The following is an 18,721-nucleotide window of genomic DNA, read 5'->3' as shown; positions in this document are numbered from 1 at the left end:
CTTGCTGCACGCTGAAACCACCTGGCGCCGGCTCGGGACCCTCTGGATCGGGCTCTGTCTGCTGCTGGCGGCTGTGCTTGCCTGGCAGCTGCCCCACAGCCGCATCAACACCAGCCTGATGGATCTGCTGCCCCACGAGTCCCGCAGCGATCTGGACCCTGCCCTGCAGCAGGGTCTGCTGCAGCAGCTCGACCGCCAGCTGGTCTGGCTGCTGAGCCTGCCCGCCGGCCAGGACGGGCGCGCCGCCGCCACCTTCTGGGCGCAGCAGCTCGGCGAGCTGCCAGCCCTGTCCCGCATCAAGGGGTATCAGCCCGAGCTGGCCCCCGCCTGGCAGAGCTATCTGCACGAGCTGGCCTGGCAGCGGCTGGATCCGGCGAGCCGGGCCCGGCTTGCCGGGGGGGCCGAGGGGTGGAGCCAGTGGGTGCTCGGCCAGATCTACTCCCCCTTCGGCGGTGTCTCCCGCGCCGAGTGGCAGAGCGACCCTCTGCTGCTGACCCGGGCCGGGGTGCTGGCCGAGGCCCGCGCCCCCATGCAGCTCAAGGAGGGCTGGCTGGTGAGCCGGGACAAGGCGGGGCGCGACTGGTACATGGTGCGCGCCGAGCTGGATCTCTCCGCCTTCGACATCCAGCGCAACCAGGCGCTGCTGAGCGAACTGGCCGGGGCCGAGCAGCGCCTCGCCGAGGCCTATCCAGGCGCCGAGCTGCTGCGCCGCGGCACCCTCTTCTACAGCCAGCATGCCAGCCAGCTGGCCCAGCAGGACATCTCCACCATAGGGCTGGGCTCCATGGTCGGGGTCATCCTGCTCATCTGGGGTGTGTTTCGCTCCACCCGGGCACTGCTGCTCTCCCTGCTGCCCATCGGAGTAGGGCTGATGTGGGGGCTCGGCACAGTGCTCATCCTGTTCGGCGAGATCCACGTCTTCACCCTGGTGATCAGCAGCAGCCTCATCGGCATCGCCATCGACTACGCCATCCACTTTTTGTGCGAGCGGCGGCTGCACGGCGACGACGAGACACCGCACCAGACCCGGCTCAAGTTGCTGCCAAGCCTGTCGCTGGCGGTGCTGACCACCCTGATCGGCTATGGCCTGCTCTGGTTCGCTCCCTTCCCCGGCTTGCAGCAGCTGGCGGTGTGCGCGCTGGCTGGGTTGTTCAGCGCCTTCATCACGGTGCTCTGCCTGTTTCCGCGCTGGGCCGGCCCGCTGCCGACAAGGCCGCTTTGGGGCCAGCGCTGGTTGCAGGGCTGGCTGCTGGCCTGGCAGCAGCGCCCGCTGCTGCGCATCGGTCTGCCGCTCTGCTGCCTGCTGCTGGCGGCCCTCGGCATCAGCCGGTTGCAGGTGGATGACGACATCCGCCGGCTGCAGCCTCTGCCGGTGGCGTTGCAGGGGCAGGAGCAGCGGATCCAGGCCCTCACCGGTCAGCAGGGGGGCATGCAGGGCTTGCTGGTGACGGGTGCGGACGGCGAGCAGGCACTGCAACGGCTGGAGCGGCTCGATGGCCGGCTGGCCGAGCTGCAACAGCGCGGTGCGCTGCAGGCGTTCGTCTCGCTGGCCCACTGGCTGCCTTCGCTGGCACGCCAGCAGGAGGATGCCGCCGCCATCCGGGCCCTGTTGCCAGAGGTGGTGAGCCGGCTCAAGGCGGCCGGCCTGCCGCTGCAGCCGCCCGTGCGCGAGCCACACTGGCTGACCCCGGCCGCCTGGCTGGCCAGCCCGGTCAGCGAGGGGAGCCGCCTGTTGTGGCACGCCCTGGCGGATGGCCGTGTTGCCATCTGGGTGCCGCTGGTAGGGGTGGTAGACGAAGGAGCCCTGACGGCGCTGGCGGCGGCCGAGTCAGGGGTCTACTGGCAGGATCAGCGCAGCCAGTGGAGCCAGCTGTTCGCCCACTACCGCATCAAGCTGGCGGAGCTGCTGTCGGTGGCCATCGCGCTGGTGGCCTTGCTGCTGTGGCGGCGGATGGGGGCGGCGCGAGCGGCCCGGGTGCTGCTGGTCAACCTGATTGCGCTGGCCATGGGGCTGGCGCTGCTCGCCGCCTGCGGCCAGCCGCTCACCCTGTTCGGAGTGCTGGCGCTCAGCCTCATCTTCGGCATCGGCATCGACTACGGCCTCTTCTTTGCCCATAGCGGGAACGGGGTGGCGCGCCAGAGTTCCACCCTGCTCGCCATCCTGCTGGCCAACCTCACCACCCAGCTGGCCTTCGGTCTGCTGGCGCTGAGTCACACCCCCGCCATCGCGGGCTTTGGTCTGGTGCTGAGCGGCGGTATCTTTACCGCCTTCCTGCTCTCGCCCCTGGTACTGGACCGGGGTCGACCGCAGTTGCCGGGGCCACATGGCCGGGAGCCAACCTCATCATGAAAGCCTTGTTCGTGTTCGTCATCCTGCTGCTGACCGGTTGCAGCAGCCAGCCGACCCCCACCGCCTATCTCGACAAGGGGACCGTCATGACGCTGCCGGCCCCCGTGCTGGCCGCCCCCTTCTATCGCCAGCAACTGCTGACCGCCAGCGTGGGGGGGAGCAACCACCAGCTGATGACGGTGCTGGAGGCGGACGGCCACCAGCTGACCCTGGTGGGGCTGACCCCGAGCGGGGTACGGCTGTTCTTGGTGCGCTATGACCAGCAGGGCATCGAGACCCGCCAGCTCAGCCCGCTGCTCACCAGCGGCATGCCACCGGTGAGCCAGGTGCTGGCGGACGTGATGCTCTGCTACTGGCCGCTCGCCAGCTGGCAGCCGCAGCTGCCGCCGGGCTGGACGCTGCGTGACGAGGGGCTGCTGCGCCGGCTGCGCGCCCCCGATGGTACCCTGGTCACCGAGATCCGCTATCGCGACGCCGACGGCGTGCGCGAGCCGGTCGGCCTGCAGCAACACGTGTTCAACTACCGCCTGCAACTGGAGACCCTGAGCCAATGAGCTGTTATATCGCCGCCTATGGCCTCGTCTCGGCACTGGGGACGGGGCGTGATGCCAGCGCCGAGGCGCTGCTGGCCTGGCAGAGAGAGGGCATCAGCCCGCTGGATCGTTACCGGGCGCCGCTGCTGGATGGCCGGCTGACCCCGGTCGGGCGGGTGGAAGGGGAGTTGCCGGCCATCCCGGCGGCGCTGGCCCCCTACGCCTCGCGCAACAACCAATTGCTGCTGGCGGCGCTGGCCCAGATCCGGCCCGCCCTCGATGAGGCGCTAGCCACCTTTGGCTGCGACCGTGTCGGCTTGGTGCTTGGCACCAGCACCGCCGGGATCGGCGAGGCCGAGCTGGCGGTGGCGGCTGCCCGGCGCGGGGAGGCCGTGCCCCCCGAGTTTGACTACCGTCAGCAGGAGCTGGGTTCACCGTCGGAATTTCTGGCCCGCCACCTCGGCCTGAGCGGGCCGGCCTGGACGATTTCCACCGCCTGCTCCTCCAGCGCGCGCGCCTTCATCAGCGGCCAGCGGCTGCTGGCGGCCGGGCTGGCAGACGCCGTGCTGGTGGGCGGTGCCGACAGCCTGTGCGGGCTCACCCTCAACGGCTTTGACAGCCTGGAGTCCCTCAGCTGTGCGCGCTGCCAGCCGTTCGATGAGACTCGCCAGGGGATCAACATCGGCGAGGGGGCGGCGCTGTTTCTGTTGAGCCGCACGCCTGCGCCGCTGGCCCTGCTGGGAGCGGGGGAGTCCTCCGATGCCTGGCACATCTCGGCGCCCCATCCAGACGGGGTTGGCGCCGAGGCGGCCATGCGCATGGCACTGGCCCAAGCGGGCCTGACGCCGGCGCAGGTGGGCTACGTCAACCTGCACGGCACCGCCACCCGCCTCAACGACGCCATGGAGAGCCAGGCGGTGCACCGGCTGTTTGGTGCCGAGGTGTCCTGCAGCTCCACCAAGCCGCTCACCGGCCACACCCTGGGGGCGGCGGGAGCCATCGAGGCCGCGCTCGCCTGCCTGTTGCTGGAGCGCGCTCTGCCGCTGCCACCCCAGCGGGTGACCACGGCGGATCCGGTGCTGGCCCCCATCCGGCTGGTGAGCGGCGAGGTGCCACTGGCGGCGCCCCGGGTGCTCTCCAACTCCTTTGCCTTCGGTGGCAACAATGTCAGCCTGCTGTTTGGGAGCGTTCACCATGAATGAGTCAGGTTCACTGCCCGCCATCGAGACCCTGCTGCCCCACCAGGCCCCCATGCTGCTGCTGGACCGGCTCTGCGCTGCGGATGCCCAGCAGGCGCGCTGCGAGACCCGTATCGGCGCCCGCCATGCCCTGTTGCTGGATGGTGAGGGCAATCTGCCCGGCTGGGTCGGCATCGAGTTGATGGCCCAGACCATCGCCGCCTGGGCCGGCATGCAGGGGCGCCTGCGCGGTGAGCCGGTGCGCATCGGCATGCTGCTCGGCAGTCGCAAGTATCGCTGCCTGCGCCCCGCCTTCATGGCCGGCAGCCTGCTCACCATAGAGGCGTGCTGCCTGTTGCAAGACGGCGGCATGGCCAGTTTTGATTGCCGGATCCTGCTGGAGGGGGAGGAGTGCGCCCAGGCGCGGCTCTCCACCTACCAGCCGAGTCCCGGCGAATTGTCCGATTTGTTAGCCTGAGGAAGCTTCATGATCTCTAGCGTATTGGTCACGGGCGCCAGCAAGGGGATAGGCCGCGCCATCGCCCTCAAGCTGGCGGCCGACGGTTTCTCCATCGTGGTGCACTACCACAGCGATCGGGCCGGTGCCGAAGCCACTCTGGCCAGCCTGCAGGCGGCCGGGGGAGAGGGGCGTCTGCTCCAGTTCGACATCGCGGATCGCGAGGGGTGCCGCGCGCGGCTGGAGGCCGACATGGCCGAGCACGGCGCCTATTACGGCGTGGTCTGCAACGCCGGCATCATCCGTGACGGCGCCTTCCCCGCTCTCACCGACGAGGAGTGGGACGGGGTGCTGCACACCAACCTGGACGGCTTCTACAACCTGCTCAAGCCCTGCATCATGCCGATGATCGGCCTGCGCCGGGGCGGGCGCATCGTGACCATCTCCTCGGTGTCCGGGCTGATGGGCAACCGGGGCCAGGTCAACTACAGCGCCGCCAAGGCGGGCATCATGGGGGCCACCAAGGCGCTGGCCCTCGAGCTTGCCAAGCGCAAGATCACCGTCAACTGCGTGGCCCCCGGCCTCATCGACACCGGCATGGTGGACGAGGAGGTGAAAGCGGAGGCGATGAAGATCATTCCGCTCAAGCGGATGGGGCAGGCCGACGAGGTGGCCGGTCTGGTCTCCTATCTGATGTCCGACATCGCCGGCTATGTCACGCGCCAGGTCATCTCCATCAACGGGGGCATGGTATGAAGCGAGTCGTAGTCACCGGCATGGCCGGGGTGACCGCCTTCGGGCAGGATTGGCCGAGCGTGCGGGCCCGCCTGCAGGCGGGGCGCAATGCGGTGGTGAACATGCCGGAGTGGGCCATCTACGACGGCCTCAACACCCGGCTGGCGGCCCCCATTCCGGACTTCACGCTGCCGGCCCACTATCCGCGCAAGAAGACCCGCGCCATGGGGCGGGTCTCGGCACTGGCCACCGTCGCCACCGAGCTGGCGCTGGCGCAGGCGGGATTGCTGGACAACCCGGTGCTCACCGACGGGCGCACCGGCATCGCCTACGGCTCCTCCACCGGCAGCACGGACCCCATCCGCGCCTTCGGGGTCATGCTCAACGACAAGAGCACCGCCAGCATCACGGCCACCACCTATGTGCAGATGATGCCGCACACGGCGGCGGTCAACACCGGGCTGTTCTTCGGCCTGCGCGGGCGGGTCATTCCCACCTCCAGTGCCTGTACCTCCGGCAGCCAGGGCATCGGCTACGCCTTTGAGGCGATCAAGCACGGCTACCAGACCCTGATGGTGGCTGGCGGGGCGGAGGAGCTCTGCCCGTCGGAGGCCGTGGTATTCGATACCCTGTTTGCCACCAGCCAGATGAACGACAACCCGGAGCTGGCGCCGCGTCCGTTTGACCGACAGCGGGACGGACTGGTGATAGGCGAGGGGGCCGGCACCCTGGTGCTGGAGGAGCTGGAACATGCGCAGGCGCGCGGTGCCACCATCCTCGCCGAGCTGGTGGGCTTTGCCACCAACTGCGATGCCGCCCACGTGACCCAGCCCCAGCAGGAGACCATGCAGCTCTGCATGGAGATGGCGCTGGCCCAGGCCGGGCTCCAGCCTGAGGATATCGGCTACATCAGCGCCCACGGCACCGCCACCGAGCGCGGCGACATCGCCGAGAGTCACGCCACCGCCGCCATCTTCGGCGACCGCACCCCCATCTCGTCCCTCAAGAGCTACTTCGGCCATACCCTGGGGGCCTGCGGCGCCATCGAGGCCTGGCTGGCGCTGGAGATGATGCAGGAGGGGTGGTTTGCCCCCACCATCAACCTGACCGAGCCGGATCCGGCCTGCGCCCCGCTCGATCACGTGGTGGGCAGCGGTCGCACGCTGGCGGTGGAGTACCTGATGTCCAACAACTTCGCCTTTGGCGGCATCAACACCTCCCTCATCTTCAAACGCTGGTCCTGAGTGTCGGTGCCCTGCCTGGCAGGGCGCCGGTACAGGCTGGGTTTAGCCTTGATGAATTAATATGCCCCCCGTTTTTTTTCGGGAGGCATCATGTCTGTGTTATCTGCTTTTTCTTTTTCCGCCAAGCGTCTGCGCGTCATTCATGGCGTTCTGTTATCCACCTTGTTGTGGGCGCTGGCCGCCCCGGCCATGGCCGATGATGAATTTCGGCTGGGCAAGACCATTTTGCTCGGGGTCGGCGATCATCCCGCCATCATTCCCATGCTCGCCTGCCGGCCGACCAAATCCATCATGGTCAAGGCTGGGCGGGAATTAACCCTGGAGCGGGTCAAGGTGTTTTATGGCAATGATCGCAGCAAGACCCTCTATTTCGGCAAGGATCTGAGAGAGGATCAGGAGTCGGAGTGGAAATCCCTCGGCAGCCGGCTCTGCATCAAGCGGATCGAGGTATACGGCAATTCGGAAGGGAGTCGGGCTGGGGTCAAGGTGTACGGCCGCAAATAAGCAAAGGGCGGGGCAAATCCCCGCCCAGCTTTTATTTCTTCGGGCGGAACGGCTTGATGACGGCCTCGTCGCACTCGAGATAGGGGCCTTCCATCAGATCGATGCAGTAGGGGATGGCGGGGAAGACCGCATCCAGACATTCGCGGATGGACTTGGGCTTGCCCGGCAGGTTGACGATGAGCGAGCTGCCGCGCAGACCGGCGGTCTGGCGCGACAGGATGGCGGTCGGCACGAACTTGAGGGACTCGGCCCGCATCAGCTCGCCAAAGCCCGGCATCATGCGATCGCACACCGCCTCGGTCGCCTCCGGGGTGACGTCCCGTTTGGCCGGCCCGGTGCCACCTGTGGTGACGATGAGGCTGCACTGCTCCTGGTCCGCCAGCCGGATCAGGGTTGCCTCGATTTGCTCCTGCTCGTCGGGGATCACCTCATAAAGGGGTTCCCATTCCGAGGTCAGATAGGCGTTCAGGGTGTCGATGATGGCCTTGCCGGAGAGATCTTCGTAGATGCCCGCACTGGCGCGATCGCTGACGGTGACGATACCGATTCTTGCCTTGCTCATGGTCTGCTCTTGGTTGCCGCTATAAGTGGCAAATAAAATAACATAATCAGCAAGATATGTTAAACCAGCCAGATCGCGGCGCGAAGGCGAGCGTCAAATGGCAAACTATATTGGCCACTTCCTTTCAATAAGACATAACATCGGCATATTGCCGTGCCAAAAATGTATAAACGCATTCGTCATCGATATTCAGGAATAATCGCTTGATCCATAACGAATAACCGGGTCGGGTTTTCGCTGCGCCGTCATCTTTTGGCGCAGCGGGAGGGGAAAGCCGGCCTCATGGATTGAACCGCTGCGGGGTTCGGCTTATATAACACCTGAAGCGATTGGTTAAAATATGAACCGATTGTTGTTGTTTGAGTATCACCATGCAGCGGCTGGCCGCGGGAGGGCATATGGAGTTGCCTGATTTTGATACCTTGAAACGGCTGGCGGTGGCGGAGCCTGAGCGGCTCGACGAGTTGCTTCAGCAAGAGATAGAAGGTCTGATAGACAGGGTCAGCCCGCAGCAGCAAATGCGCCTGCGCGGCCTGCAATTTCGCATCGACTGTCAGCGCCAGCTGGCCAAGAACAACATGGACAGCTGCATCCGGATTGCCGCCATGATGCACGACTCCTTTTATTCCATGCGTTGTGAAATGGTTCAGCTCAATAATCCTGATTATGTCGAGCCGTTACCGGAATATAAAGAGAACAACATCCTCTATTTCAGTGATTATTATCGCAAGAAAAAATAATATTATTCCGGATAAGTCATTTTAATATATTCCCGCCATTGTTGTAGTTTCCGGGTGAGACTATCTGACTGGCGTTGAACAGTTTGGGGTGATTTGTAATCTATTTGATGTATTTTTGTGTCGCTTTTTATTTTATTTGAGTTTGTTTATTGGCGTGATATGTGTAGATGAACGGCGCCGATAGTTAGGCTAACATGGCGACACTTTTTTAATTTGCTACGACTCGAAGGGATTATGAGAAGTATCACACCAAGGCGGGTGCTGTCGCGGGAACAGCAGACGGAGATCACCCGGATCATCGTCAAGGTGGGCCAGATGCTGGCCCAGTTCGGCGCCGAGAGTCGCATCATAGAGCAGACCACGGTCCGGCTCGGCATGGCGCTCGGGCTGGAGAGCGTCGAGATGGCCATCTCCTCCAGCGCCATCGTGCTCACCAGCCTCTATCAGGGCAGTTGCGTCACCACCACCCGGCGGGTGCGCGAGCACGGCATCAACATGCAGGTGGTGTGCGAGATCCAGCGCATCTGCATCATGGCGGAGAAGGATCTGATCGGCGCGCGGGAAGTGCGTCAGCGCCTGGAGGCCATAGTACCGTTTCACTATCACCCCTGGCTGGTGGTGCCCATGGTGGGGCTCTCCTGTGGTGCCTTCAGTCTGCTGTTTGGCGGTGACTGGCCCATCTTCCTGGTGACCTGCTTCTCGGCTTCGGTTGCCATGCGGGCGCGCCAGCTGATGGCGCGTCATCACCACAGCCCCCTCATCAATTTTGCCACCACCGGCTTTATCGCCACCCTGCTCGCCTCCAGCGCGACCTTCTTCAACTGGGGGGCCCAGCCCTATCTCGCCATGGCGGCCAGCGTACTGCTGCTGGTGCCGGGCTTTCCGCTCATCAACGCGGTCTCCGACATGGTGAAGGGTTACTTCAACATGGGGCTGGCCCGTTGGGGCACGGCGACTTTGCTCACCATCAGCGCGGCGATAGGCATCATCCTCGCCATGTCGGTGACCGGCATCTGGGGGTGGAAGGTATGAAGATCTTTGACGCTGTATCGATCCTGTTGATCGGGGCAAACCGGCTATCCATCAGCGCACGGAACCATATCGGGATCATTCTCGCCATGTCGGTGACCGGAAGCTGGGGGAGGGTGCCATGATGGATCTGCTCTGGCTGCTGGCCAAGGACGCCTTCTGGTCGGCCATTCCGGCGGTGGGCTTTGCCATGTTGTTCAACGTGCCACCACGGATGTTGAAGTACTGCGCCATGGGCGGCGCCCTGGCTCACAGCCTGCGCACCCTGCTCATTCACCATGGCATGCCCATCGAGTGGGCCACCCTGGCGGCGGCGACCACGGTCGGTTTTGTCTGCGTCTACTGGTCGCGCCGGCTGCTGGCGCCGCGCCCTGTGTTCAGCGTCGCCTCCATCATCCCCATGATCCCGGGCAGCTACGCCTTCAAGGCGATGATCGCGGTGGTGGAGCTCAATATCTCCGGGGTGACCATGGAGCTTATCCAGAGCGCGGTGGAGAACGGCCTCAAGGCGCTGTTTATCGTGGGGGCTTTGAGTTTCGGTCTAGCGATCCCGTCCCTGGTCGTGTATCGTAACCGCCCCATTATATGAATGGTGAAGTGAGAGGCTGATACCGTGAAGATTTCCATGATTGCCGCCGTGGCCCACGATCGCGTGATCGGCAAGGACAACCAGATGCCATGGCATATGCCGGCGGATCTGGCCCACTTCAAGCGGATCACTCTCGGTAAACCGGTGTTGATGGGTCGCAAGACCTTTGAATCCATCGGGCGGCCGCTGCCCGGGCGCCGCAATCTGGTGATCAGCCGCAACCCGGATTACCGGGTTGATGGTGTAGAAGTGATTGATTCTGTTAGTTCTGCATTAGAGTTATTAGGTCGTGAAGACTCAGTGGAAGAACTTATGGTTATTGGCGGCGGGCATCTTTTCGAACAGCTGCTACCTAGGGCAGAACGCCTCTATCTGACTCAGATTGAACTTGAAGTTGATGGGGATGCCCATTTTCCTGTGTTGGATCATACCGACTGGGAACTGCTGGAAGAAGAATCTCATCCTGCGGATGAACGTAATGCTTACCCCTACCGCTTCGAGACCTGGCAGCGGCGCTGACGGCTGGCGGATTTCCCCGGTTGATGAAAGGCCCCTTGTGTTGCACAAGGGGCCTTTTTGCTGTCCGGGACAGGGATTGAATGCCCAGATATAGCGATGTGCCATAGTGTGGACCCGCCACACCTCAGGCTTCTATTTCACAGTGGCAGTGCGGCAGCGAATGACAATATTATGGTTAGTGTTGTAACTAAATATATTGACCCGCTAATGAGAGACATGTTCCCTCCTTTCCCCTCCCATTATTGCTCTATTTTTCTCGCGTTACATACCTATCTGTCGTTGATTTTGATGGGGTTGTATTGATTTGTTCGGTTGGAATGACAGGGTTTCATTACACATGAGTGCATTTTTATGCCTTAAAATAGTCTTTAAAAATCAATAAATTAAAAATTAATCCTTTTGTTGAGACTCTTATGGTTCTTTTGTTTTTGTTGTTAATTGCTTAGGGTTAAAAGTAATTGGCTCACGTTCGATGGTTTGCCAGGCAGCCCGTCGGCCAAGAAAAAAGGACAATATGACAGTCAAACTCGAGGTCAAATCACTCTACAAAATCTTCGGCGATCAGCCGGAAAAAGCGTTCAAATTGCTGGCCAAAGGCCATGACCGCGCCAGCATACTGCAAAAAACCGGGCAGACCCTGGGGGTCCAGGATGTCAATCTGGCCATCGACGAAGGGGAGATCTTCGTGGTGATGGGCCTCTCCGGCTCGGGCAAATCCACCCTGGTGCGTCTCTTCAACCGGCTGATCGAGCCGAGCCGAGGCCAGGTGCTGATCGATGGCGAGGACATTGCCGCCATCTCCGACAGCGAGCTGCGTCAGGTGCGGCGCAAGAAGATCAGCATGGTATTCCAGTCCTTCGCCCTGATGCCGCACCTGAGCGTGCTGGAAAACACCGCCTTCGGGCTGGAGCTGGCCGGGGTGCCGCTGGCGGAACGTCAGCAGAGCGCCCGCCAGGCGCTGCAGCAGGTGGGGTTGGGGCCGTGGATCGATGCCTTCCCAGATGCGCTCTCCGGCGGCATGAAGCAGCGGGTCGGCCTGGCCCGCGCCCTTGCCAACGACCCCGACATCCTGCTGATGGACGAGGCTTTTTCGGCGCTGGATCCGCTGATCCGCACCGAGATGCAGGACGAGCTGCTCAAGCTGCAGGCCAGCCAGCAGCGCACCATCGTCTTCATCTCCCACGATCTGGACGAGGCGATGCGCATCGGCGATCGCATCGCCATCATGCAGGATGGTCAGCTGGTGCAGGTGGGCACCCCGGACGAGATCCTCAACCAGCCCGCCAACGACTATGTGCGCGCCTTCTTTCGTGGGGTGGATCTGGCCCATGTGTTCAGCGCCCGCGACGTGGCCAGCCGCAAGCAGATGCCGCTTATCAAGAAGCACACCACCGACGGGCCGGGCAACGCCCTGCGCCAGCTCAAGGAGCAGGAGCGAGAGTTCGGTTACGTGGTGGATCGCCGGCGCCGCTTCATCGGGGTCGTCTCGGTGGAGTCGCTCGGTCAGGCGGTCAGGGCCAAAGGCAGCCTGGAGCAGGCGCTGCTGGCGGACATCCAGCCCATCCTGGCGGACACCGCCCTCAACGAACTGATCAGCCAGGTGGCGGCCGCCCCCTGTCAGGTGCCCGTGGTCGAGGAGGATGGCACTTATCTGGGCCTCATCTCCAAGGCCAACCTGCTGAACACTCTGGACAGGAGTACCCCGGCATGAAGCGGATGAATCCCCATTTTTTACTGAGCGGGCTGCTGGCTCTGGTGCTGCTGGCGAGCCCCTCCCTGCGTGCCGATGAGGTGGCGGCAGACCCCTGGGGCGCCACGGCTTCCAGTGCCACCGAGGTGGCCGATCCCTGGAGCGATACCGCCACCGCCGCCACCGACTGGCAGAACCAGATCGAGACGGTGGACACCACAGCTGCCGTCGACTGGCTGGATCCCTTCCAGCAGGCGCTGGTGCCACTGGACAGCTGGGTCGAGGGTGGCATCGGCTGGCTGGTGGAGAACCTGCGACCGCTGTTCCAGCTGATCCGCGCGCCGGTGGAGCTGACCCTGAACGGCATGACCCATCTGCTGCAGACGGTGCCCTCCACCCTGATGATCGGCCTGCTGACCCTGATCGCCTGGCAGCTGGTGAACGGCCGCATGGCGCTGGGGACCCTGGTCTCGCTGGTGATCGTGGGGCTTATTGGCGCCTGGTCCGATGCCATGGTGACCCTGTCGCTGGTGCTGACCTCGCTCTTTTTCTGCGTCTTGCTAGGGTTGCCGGCCGGCATCCTGCTGGCGCGGAGCGAGCGACTGTCACGCTGGACCCGGCCCTTGCTGGATGCCATGCAGACCACTCCGGCGTTCGTCTACCTCATCCCCATCGTGATGCTGTTCGGCATCGGCAACGTGCCCGGGGTGGTGGTGACCGTCATCTTTGCGCTGCCGCCGATGATCCGGCTCACCATGCTGGGCATTCGCCAGGTGCCCGCCGATCTGGTGGAGGCGGCTCACTCGTTCGGTGCCAGCCCCTCCCAGCTGTTGTTCAAGGTGCAGTTGCCGCTCGCCATGCCCACCATCATGGCCGGGGTCAACCAGACCCTGATGCTGGCGCTCTCCATGGTGGTGATCGCCTCCATGATCGCGGTAGGGGGCCTCGGCCAGATGGTGCTGCGCGGCATCGGCCGGCTCGACATGGGGCTCGCCTCCATCGGCGGCCTCGGCATAGTGCTGCTGGCCATCGTGCTCGACCGCCTGACCCAGGCGATGGGACAGCCGGATCGCAGCCGGACCGGACGCTGGTATCAGCGCGGCCCCGCCGCCCTGCTGCTGCGCCTGCTCGGTCGCGACAAGCCAATCGATTACAAAGGAGTAAATGCATGAGACTGATCACCAAAAGGCTGACCCTGGGCTCCCTGCTGCTGAGCGCCCAGCTGTTCGGCCCGTTCGCCATGGCCAGTACCGAGCTGCCGGGGGAGGGCGTGCGCGTTCAGCCCCTGCAGAGCTCGTTGCCGGAGGAGAGCTTTCAGACCCTGTTGGTCAGCAAGCTGATGGCGCGCCTCGGCTATGTCGTCCTGCCGGCTCAGGAGGTGGACTACAACGTGGCTTACGCCTCGGTAGCACAGGGGGATGGCACTTTTCTGGCCTTCAACTGGATACCGCTGCAAAACAACAAGTACGAACAGGCTGGCGGCGACAAGGTGTTCTTCCGTGAGGGCACCTATGTGGCCGGGGCCGCTCAGGGTTATCTCATCGACAAGCAGACCGCGACCCGCTATGGCATCACCAACCTGGGACAGCTCAAGGATCCCAATCTGGCTGCGCTGTTTGACGGCGATGGCGACGGCAAGGCCGATCTCATCGGTTGCAACCCGGGCTGGGGCTGCGAAGAGGCGATCAACCGCCATCTGGCCGAGTTCGGGCTGACCCCCACCGTCACCCACAAGCAGGGCAACTATGCGGCGCTGATCGCCGATACCCAGGCCCGCTTCAAGAGCGGCAAGCCGGTGCTCTACTACACTTGGACTCCCTACTGGCTCAGCAGCGAGCTGGTGCCCGGCCGGGATGTGGTGTGGCTGCAGGTGCCTGCCGATGGCCCTGATGCGGCCAAGACCCGGCTGCCGAACGGCAAGAACTACGGCTTCCCGGTCAACACCATGCACATCGTCGCCAACAAGCGGTTCGCCGAGGCCAACCCGGCGGCCGCCAAGCTCTTTTCCATCGTCAAGCTGCCGCTCAATGACATCAACGTGCAGAACGGCCTGATGAACAAGGGACAGAACAAGCCGGCGGATGTGGAGCGTCACGCCGATGCCTGGCTCAAGGGCCATGAGGCGCTGGTGAACGACTGGCTGACCCAGGCGCGCGCCGCCGCCAGGTAATGAGGGCGGTAGCTCGCTTTTTTGCGCAAAGAAAAACGCCCGGCAGTTGCCGGGCGTTTTTTATGGGAGCCGTGCGGGTGGAACGTCTGGCTCAGATGCCGGAGCCGTCGCTCTCGCCACCTTCCTCATGCAGGCCGCACTCGCGCTTGAGGCCGAAGAAGCGGGTCTGCTCCTCGCTCATGCCGGGCTCCCACTTGGCGGTGGTGTGCACGTCGCCGACCGAGAGGTAACCCTGCTCCCACAAGGGGTGGTAGGGGAGGTCGAACTCCTTGAAGTAGTAGAAGACGTCCTTGTTGCTCCAGTCGATCACCGGCAGGAACTTGAAGCGACCGCGCTGGATGGCCAGCACCGGCAGCTTGCCCCGGCTGCCGGATTGCTCCCGGCGCAGGCCCGAGAACCAGGTGCGGGCGCCCAGCTCGTTGAGGGCGCGGTCCATCGGCTCCACCTTGTTGAGCTGGTTGTAGCGGGTGATCCCCTCCACCCCCTGCTCCCACAGGAGGCCGAAGCGGGCCTCCTGCCAGGCCGGGGTGAGCGCGGCCCGGTAGATCTTGAGGTTGAGGGCGAGACGCTCGGTCAGCTCGTCGATGAAACGGTAGGTCTCGGGGAAGAGATAACCGGTATCGGTCAGCACCACCGGCACGTCTGCCCGCTCGCGGCTCACCAGGTGCAGCATCAGCGCCGCCTGGATGCCGAAACTCGACGACAGTACATGCTCCCCCGGCAGGTTGGCCAGGGCCCAGCGCACCCGCTCGGGGGCGCTCATGGCGTCCAGCGCCCGGTTGATGGGAGCCAGCGCCTCGACCTGCTCCTCGCGACTCAAGGCCAGCAGGGCGTCGAGGTCGAGCCGGCCGTCGGCGGTGCGCGCCAGCCGCTCTGTATCGGTCTGATCAGGCTGCATAGAAGTCCCTCGCGGAGTCGATGACCGGGGCTATGATCCCGGCGCGAATGACGAAGTCGCCGAAGCACTCGCCTGGGTTGCGATCCTTGGCCCAACGGCCGATCAGGGCGTCCAGCTCGGCCAGGATCTGCGGCTCGGTTATGTTCTCCTGATAGAGGCGCGGAATGCGGGTCCCCTCCAGATTGCCACCCAGGTGCAGGTTGTAGCGACCGGGTGCCTTGCCCACCAGACCCACCTCCGCCAGCATGGCGCGGCCGCAGCCGTTGGGGCAGCCTGTGACCCGGAAGATGATGGCGTCATCGGCGAGATCGTGTTTGGCCAGCAGTCCCTCGATGTCGGTGACAAACGCCGGCAGCATACGCTCGGCCTCGGCCATCGCCAGCGGGCAGGTGGGCAGGGCCACGCAGGCCATGGACTGCTTGCGCTGCTCGCTCACGCCGTCATCGAGCAGGCCGTACTGGCGCGCCAGCGCCTCGATGCGGGCCTTCTCGCCGGCCGGGACGCCCGCGATGATGAGGTTCTGGTTGGCGGTCAGGCGGAAGTCCCCCTGATGCACCTTGGCGATCTCCAGCATACCGGTCTTGAGGGGCTTGCCCGGGAAGTCCAGCAGGCGGCCGTTCTCGATGAACAGGGTCAGGTGGTGCTTGCCGTCGATCCCCTCGACCCAGCCGAAGCGATCGCCGCGGCTGGTAAATTCGTAGGGGCGAACCGGCCCAAACTGGATACCGGCACGACTCTCTACCTCGGCCTTGAAGGCCTCGACCCCCACCCGTTCAAGCGTGTACTTGGTCTTGGCGTTCTTGCGGTTGACCCGGTTGCCCCAGTCGCGCTGGGTGCTGACCACGGCGGCCGCCACCTCCAGCACGTGGGAGAGCGGCACGAAGCCGAAGTCGCTCGCCTTGCGCGGATAAGTGGTGGTGTCACCGTGGGTCATGGCCAGACCCCCGCCCACCAGCACGTTGAAGCCCACGAGCTTTCCGTGTTCGGCAATGGCCACGAAGTTGAGATCGTTGGCGTGGATGTCCACGTCGTTGTGGGGCGGGATCACCACGGTCGTCTTGAATTTGCGCGGCAGGTAGTTGGAGCCCAGGATCGGCTCCTCGTCACCCCCCAGTTTCTCGCCGTCCAGCCAGATCTCCACGTAGGCGCGGGTCTTGGGCAGCAGGTGCTCGGAGATTTTCTTGGCCCACTCGTAGGCCTCCTGATGCAGCTCGGACTCCACCGGGTTGCTGGTGCACAGCACGTTGCGGTTCACGTCGCCGGCGGTGGCGATGGAATCGATGCCGGTGCTGTTGAGGGTCTGGTGCATCAGCTTGATGTCGCGCTTCAGTACCCCGTGGAACTGGAAGGTCTGGCGGGTAGTCAGGCGGATGCTGCCGTACAGGCTGTGTTCCTCGGCGAACTTGTCGATCACCAGCCACTGGGCCGGGGTGATGATGCCGCCGGGCAGGCGGGCACGCAGCATGACGTTGTGCAGGGGCTCCAGCTTCTGGGCGGCGCGCTCGGGGCGAATGTCGCGGTCATCCTGCTGATACATGCCGTGAAAGCGGATCAGCTGGAAGTTGTCGCCGTTGAAGCCGCCAGTGAGCGGGTCCTTGAGATCCTGCTCTATGGTGCCGCGCAGAAAGTTGCTCTCGCGTTTCAGACGTTCGTTGTCGGCCAGCGGTCCTTCCACCGGTCCTGGAATAACTTGTTTGCTCATCAATAGACATCCCTTTGATAACGTTTGGCACGACGCAATTCGCTCAGATACTCTTCTGCTTCCTCACGGCTCTTCTGGCCATGTTCGGCAATCACATCCAGCAGGGCTTCCTGCACATCTTTGGCCATATGATTGGCGTCGCCGCACACATAGAAGTGAGCGCCTGCTTCCAGCCACTGGTAGAGCTCGAGCCCTGCCTCGCGCAGGCGGTCCTGCACATAAATCTTGTTGGCCTGATCCCGGCTGAAGGCCAGGGAGATCTTCGACAGCAGGCCCGACTTCACATAACGCTGCCACTCCACTTGATAGAGGAAATCCTGGGTAAAGTGTGGATTGCCGAAGAAGAGCCAGTTCTTGCCGTCGGCCCCTTGCGCTTCCCGCTCCTGCAAGAAGGCCCGGAAGGGGGCGATGCCGGTGCCAGGGCCCACCATGATGACGGGGGTGTCGGGGTTTTGCGGCAGGCGGAAGTTGTCGTTGTGCTCCACGAATACCCGCACCTCGGCATCTTCTGGCAGACGGTCCGCCAGGTAGGAGGAGGCGGCGCCGCTGCGCACTGTGCCGTCTTCCTGCGGGTAGCGCACCACGCCGACGGTCAGGTGCACCTCTTCCTCCACCTCGCTCTGGCTGGAAGCGATGGAGTAGAGGCGCGGAGTGAGCGGGCGCAGCAGGCCCAGCAGCTGTTCGGCTGTGAGCGCGGTCGGGAAGCGCTTGAGCACATCCACTACCTGGGCGCTGGCCACCAGGGCGTTGACCTGGGCCTTGTCACCGGCCAGATCCTTGAGCGCCGCGTTGTCCGAGATCTCTGCCAAGCCGGTGATAAAGCCGCCGTGCAAGCGAGTCAGCTCCAGCTCGCGGCTGAGCACCTCGCGCAGGCTGCCGCGGGCGGTGGCCTCGTCGCCGGAAAGATCAGCCAGCGCCAAGACCTCACCGACCAGGTCGGCATCGTTGTCAAACCAGATGCCGAGGGCATCGCCCGGCTGGTAGCGGATGCCGGACTCTTCGAGGCTGATCTCGATATGGCGGATATCCTTGGTCGAGTCGCGGCCGGTGATCTTCTGGTTGACCGAGAGTCTGGCCGGGAAGGGGTTCTCCTTGCTGTACTGGCTGTGGCCGACCGCCTGTTGGACCGCGCTGGCTACGCTGCTGCCGGCGGGGCCGGCAGAGAGGGTGGCGGCGATGGCGTTGAGCGCCTGTTCGCCCCATGCCTTGGCGGCATCCTGATAATCCACGTCCAGGCTGGCGAGTTCATGCACCCGATCGGCGCCGGCCTTGGTCAGCAGGCTGTCAAAGTCCTTGCCGGTCTGGCAGAAGAACTCATAGGAGCTGTCACCCAGCCCCAGCACGGCGAACTTGAGCCCTTCCAGCTTGCCAACCTTGCCCTTCTTGAGCTGCTCGTACAGATCGACCGCGCTCTCCGGCGGTTCACCCTCCCCGTAAGTGCTCACTACCACCAGCAGATGGGTCTCTTTCTTGAGCTGCTTGGGTTTGTAGTCCGCCATAGATGTGAGGGTTACCGGCAGGCCACGGGCTTCGGCCTGCGCCTTGATGGCGCTGGCCACGCCTTTGGCGTTGCCGGTCTGGGAGCCGTAGAGAATGGTCAGATTGCCGCTGGGGGCGGCGGCGGCTGCCCCGGTCACGGCAGGCTGGCTGCCCGCCTGGGAGAGACCGTAGAGATAACCGCTCACCCAGGCCAGTTGCTGGGTATTGAGGGTCGATAGCGCCTGGCTCAGCTGTCGCTGCTGCTCGTCAGAGAGGGGAGTCAGGTTGGTCAGGGAGTCCTTCAATTGCATCACACACGTCTTCCATGGTCTGATTTTTGGT

General features: G+C 64.0%; 18 protein-coding genes. 14 read left to right on the top strand and 4 right to left on the bottom strand.

Going from position 1 to position 18,721, the window contains the following annotated elements; genetic code table 11:
* The first annotated feature begins 1 nt into the window (after position 1).
* The 7 genes from PG897_RS10640 to PG897_RS10610 all read left to right on the top strand — a co-directional run bounded on the left by PG897_RS10640 (position 2) and on the right by PG897_RS10610 (position 7,001).
* Positions 2–2,350: an MMPL family transporter gene (locus PG897_RS10640; RefSeq protein WP_201882019.1), complete on the top strand. Its 2,349-nt coding sequence runs from the start codon at positions 2–4 to the stop codon at positions 2,348–2,350.
* Positions 2,347–2,904 (top strand): DUF3261 domain-containing protein, encoded by a 558-nt coding sequence (locus PG897_RS10635; RefSeq protein ID WP_099358795.1) that lies wholly within the window; start codon positions 2,347–2,349, stop codon positions 2,902–2,904. The genes PG897_RS10640 and PG897_RS10635 overlap by 4 nt, the downstream gene beginning before the upstream one ends.
* The gene (locus tag PG897_RS10630; protein WP_201882018.1) at positions 2,901–4,085 is read left to right on the top strand and encodes a beta-ketoacyl-[acyl-carrier-protein] synthase family protein; all 1,185 of its coding nucleotides are present in this window, start codon (positions 2,901–2,903) and stop codon (positions 4,083–4,085) included. The genes PG897_RS10635 and PG897_RS10630 overlap by 4 nt, the downstream gene beginning before the upstream one ends.
* A complete protein-coding gene (locus PG897_RS10625; RefSeq protein ID WP_005297949.1) occupies positions 4,078–4,539 on the top strand; it encodes an ApeP family dehydratase in 462 nt (153 codons plus the stop codon). Before PG897_RS10630 ends, PG897_RS10625 begins: the two co-directional genes overlap by 8 nt.
* Before the next feature lie 9 nt (positions 4,540–4,548).
* A complete protein-coding gene (locus tag PG897_RS10620) occupies positions 4,549–5,274 on the top strand; it encodes a 3-ketoacyl-ACP reductase FabG2 (RefSeq protein ID WP_042052118.1) in 726 nt (241 codons plus the stop codon).
* Positions 5,271–6,497 carry a beta-ketoacyl-ACP synthase gene (locus tag PG897_RS10615; protein ID WP_005297952.1) on the top strand — a complete coding sequence of 409 codons (1,227 nt, stop codon included), beginning with the start codon at positions 5,271–5,273 and terminating at the stop codon, positions 6,495–6,497. The genes PG897_RS10620 and PG897_RS10615 overlap by 4 nt, the downstream gene beginning before the upstream one ends.
* Positions 6,498–6,587: 90 nt before the next feature.
* Positions 6,588–7,001, top strand: coding sequence for a DUF2541 family protein (locus PG897_RS10610; RefSeq protein WP_042007479.1), 414 nt, complete (start codon positions 6,588–6,590; stop codon positions 6,999–7,001).
* A gap of 31 nt (positions 7,002–7,032) precedes the next feature.
* On the opposite strand, the gene mog is transcribed toward PG897_RS10610, so the two are convergent.
* A complete protein-coding gene (mog, locus tag PG897_RS10605; RefSeq protein ID WP_010633055.1) occupies positions 7,033–7,563 on the bottom strand; it encodes a molybdopterin adenylyltransferase in 531 nt (176 codons plus the stop codon).
* A gap of 398 nt (positions 7,564–7,961) precedes the next feature.
* Here mog and PG897_RS10600 point away from each other — a divergent pair, with 398 nt between their 5' ends.
* The 7 genes from PG897_RS10600 (at position 7,962) to proX (ending at position 14,300) form a co-directional block, all read left to right on the top strand.
* Complete coding sequence (locus PG897_RS10600) at positions 7,962–8,303, top strand: DUF3135 domain-containing protein (RefSeq protein ID WP_005297955.1); 342 nt, start codon at positions 7,962–7,964, stop codon at positions 8,301–8,303.
* Positions 8,304–8,537: 234 nt separating this feature from the next.
* Positions 8,538–9,335, top strand: coding sequence for a threonine/serine exporter family protein (locus PG897_RS10595; protein ID WP_005297956.1), 798 nt, complete (start codon positions 8,538–8,540; stop codon positions 9,333–9,335).
* A gap of 118 nt (positions 9,336–9,453) precedes the next feature.
* The gene (locus tag PG897_RS10590; protein ID WP_005297957.1) at positions 9,454–9,921 is read left to right on the top strand and encodes a threonine/serine exporter family protein; all 468 of its coding nucleotides are present in this window, start codon (positions 9,454–9,456) and stop codon (positions 9,919–9,921) included.
* A 24-nt stretch (positions 9,922–9,945) separates the two neighbouring features.
* Entirely contained in the window at positions 9,946–10,440 is a 495-nt protein-coding gene (folA, locus tag PG897_RS10585) for a type 3 dihydrofolate reductase (protein ID WP_017784135.1), read from the top strand.
* Between the two features lie 514 nt (positions 10,441–10,954).
* Positions 10,955–12,151 (top strand): glycine betaine/L-proline ABC transporter ATP-binding protein ProV, encoded by a 1,197-nt coding sequence (proV, locus tag PG897_RS10580; protein WP_201882017.1) that lies wholly within the window; start codon positions 10,955–10,957, stop codon positions 12,149–12,151.
* Positions 12,148–13,302, top strand: coding sequence for a glycine betaine/L-proline ABC transporter permease ProW (gene proW / locus PG897_RS10575; RefSeq protein WP_065016749.1), 1,155 nt, complete (start codon positions 12,148–12,150; stop codon positions 13,300–13,302). Before proV ends, proW begins: the two co-directional genes overlap by 4 nt.
* Positions 13,299–14,300, top strand: coding sequence for a glycine betaine/L-proline ABC transporter substrate-binding protein ProX (gene proX, locus PG897_RS10570; protein ID WP_201882015.1), 1,002 nt, complete (start codon positions 13,299–13,301; stop codon positions 14,298–14,300). The genes proW and proX overlap by 4 nt, the downstream gene beginning before the upstream one ends.
* 91 nt (positions 14,301–14,391) lie before the next feature.
* Here the strand turns inward: proX and PG897_RS10565 are convergent, their stop codons facing one another.
* From PG897_RS10565 to PG897_RS10555, 3 genes are read right to left on the bottom strand one after another with little or no spacing between them, the layout of a single operon-like run.
* Entirely contained in the window at positions 14,392–15,198 is an 807-nt protein-coding gene (locus tag PG897_RS10565) for a phosphoadenylyl-sulfate reductase (protein ID WP_043170318.1), read from the bottom strand.
* Entirely contained in the window at positions 15,188–16,900 is a 1,713-nt protein-coding gene (gene cysI / locus PG897_RS10560) for an assimilatory sulfite reductase (NADPH) hemoprotein subunit (RefSeq protein ID WP_043170316.1), read from the bottom strand. Before cysI ends, PG897_RS10565 begins: the two co-directional genes overlap by 11 nt.
* Positions 16,900–18,690, bottom strand: coding sequence for an assimilatory sulfite reductase (NADPH) flavoprotein subunit (locus PG897_RS10555; RefSeq protein ID WP_043170314.1), 1,791 nt, complete (start codon positions 18,688–18,690; stop codon positions 16,900–16,902). The genes cysI and PG897_RS10555 overlap by 1 nt, the downstream gene beginning before the upstream one ends.
* Positions 18,691–18,721 lie beyond the last annotated feature (31 nt).

Source organism: Aeromonas sp. QDB20 (assembly GCF_027707805.1).
GTDB lineage: Bacteria > Pseudomonadota > Gammaproteobacteria > Enterobacterales > Aeromonadaceae > Aeromonas > Aeromonas dhakensis.
This window is presented reverse-complemented; position numbering and strand designations above follow the sequence as displayed.

Coding starts and splice junctions, on each gene's coding strand:
- PG897_RS10635 (WP_099358795.1), top strand. CDS start 2,347: ATGAAAGCCTTGTTCGTGTTCGTCATCCTGCTGCTGACCGGTTGCAGC.
- PG897_RS10630 (WP_201882018.1), top strand. CDS start 2,901: ATGAGCTGTTATATCGCCGCCTATGGCCTCGTCTCGGCACTGGGGACG.
- PG897_RS10625 (WP_005297949.1), top strand. CDS start 4,078: ATGAATGAGTCAGGTTCACTGCCCGCCATCGAGACCCTGCTGCCCCAC.
- PG897_RS10620 (WP_042052118.1), top strand. CDS start 4,549: ATGATCTCTAGCGTATTGGTCACGGGCGCCAGCAAGGGGATAGGCCGC.
- PG897_RS10615 (WP_005297952.1), top strand. CDS start 5,271: ATGAAGCGAGTCGTAGTCACCGGCATGGCCGGGGTGACCGCCTTCGGG.
- PG897_RS10610 (WP_042007479.1), top strand. CDS start 6,588: ATGTCTGTGTTATCTGCTTTTTCTTTTTCCGCCAAGCGTCTGCGCGTC.
- mog (WP_010633055.1), bottom strand. CDS start 7,563: ATGAGCAAGGCAAGAATCGGTATCGTCACCGTCAGCGATCGCGCCAGT.
- PG897_RS10600 (WP_005297955.1), top strand. CDS start 7,962: ATGGAGTTGCCTGATTTTGATACCTTGAAACGGCTGGCGGTGGCGGAG.
- PG897_RS10595 (WP_005297956.1), top strand. CDS start 8,538: ATGAGAAGTATCACACCAAGGCGGGTGCTGTCGCGGGAACAGCAGACG.
- PG897_RS10590 (WP_005297957.1), top strand. CDS start 9,454: ATGATGGATCTGCTCTGGCTGCTGGCCAAGGACGCCTTCTGGTCGGCC.
- proV (WP_201882017.1), top strand. CDS start 10,955: ATGACAGTCAAACTCGAGGTCAAATCACTCTACAAAATCTTCGGCGAT.
- proW (WP_065016749.1), top strand. CDS start 12,148: ATGAAGCGGATGAATCCCCATTTTTTACTGAGCGGGCTGCTGGCTCTG.
- proX (WP_201882015.1), top strand. CDS start 13,299: ATGAGACTGATCACCAAAAGGCTGACCCTGGGCTCCCTGCTGCTGAGC.
- PG897_RS10565 (WP_043170318.1), bottom strand. CDS start 15,198: ATGCAGCCTGATCAGACCGATACAGAGCGGCTGGCGCGCACCGCCGAC.
- cysI (WP_043170316.1), bottom strand. CDS start 16,900: ATGAGCAAACAAGTTATTCCAGGACCGGTGGAAGGACCGCTGGCCGAC.
- PG897_RS10555 (WP_043170314.1), bottom strand. CDS start 18,690: ATGCAATTGAAGGACTCCCTGACCAACCTGACTCCCCTCTCTGACGAG.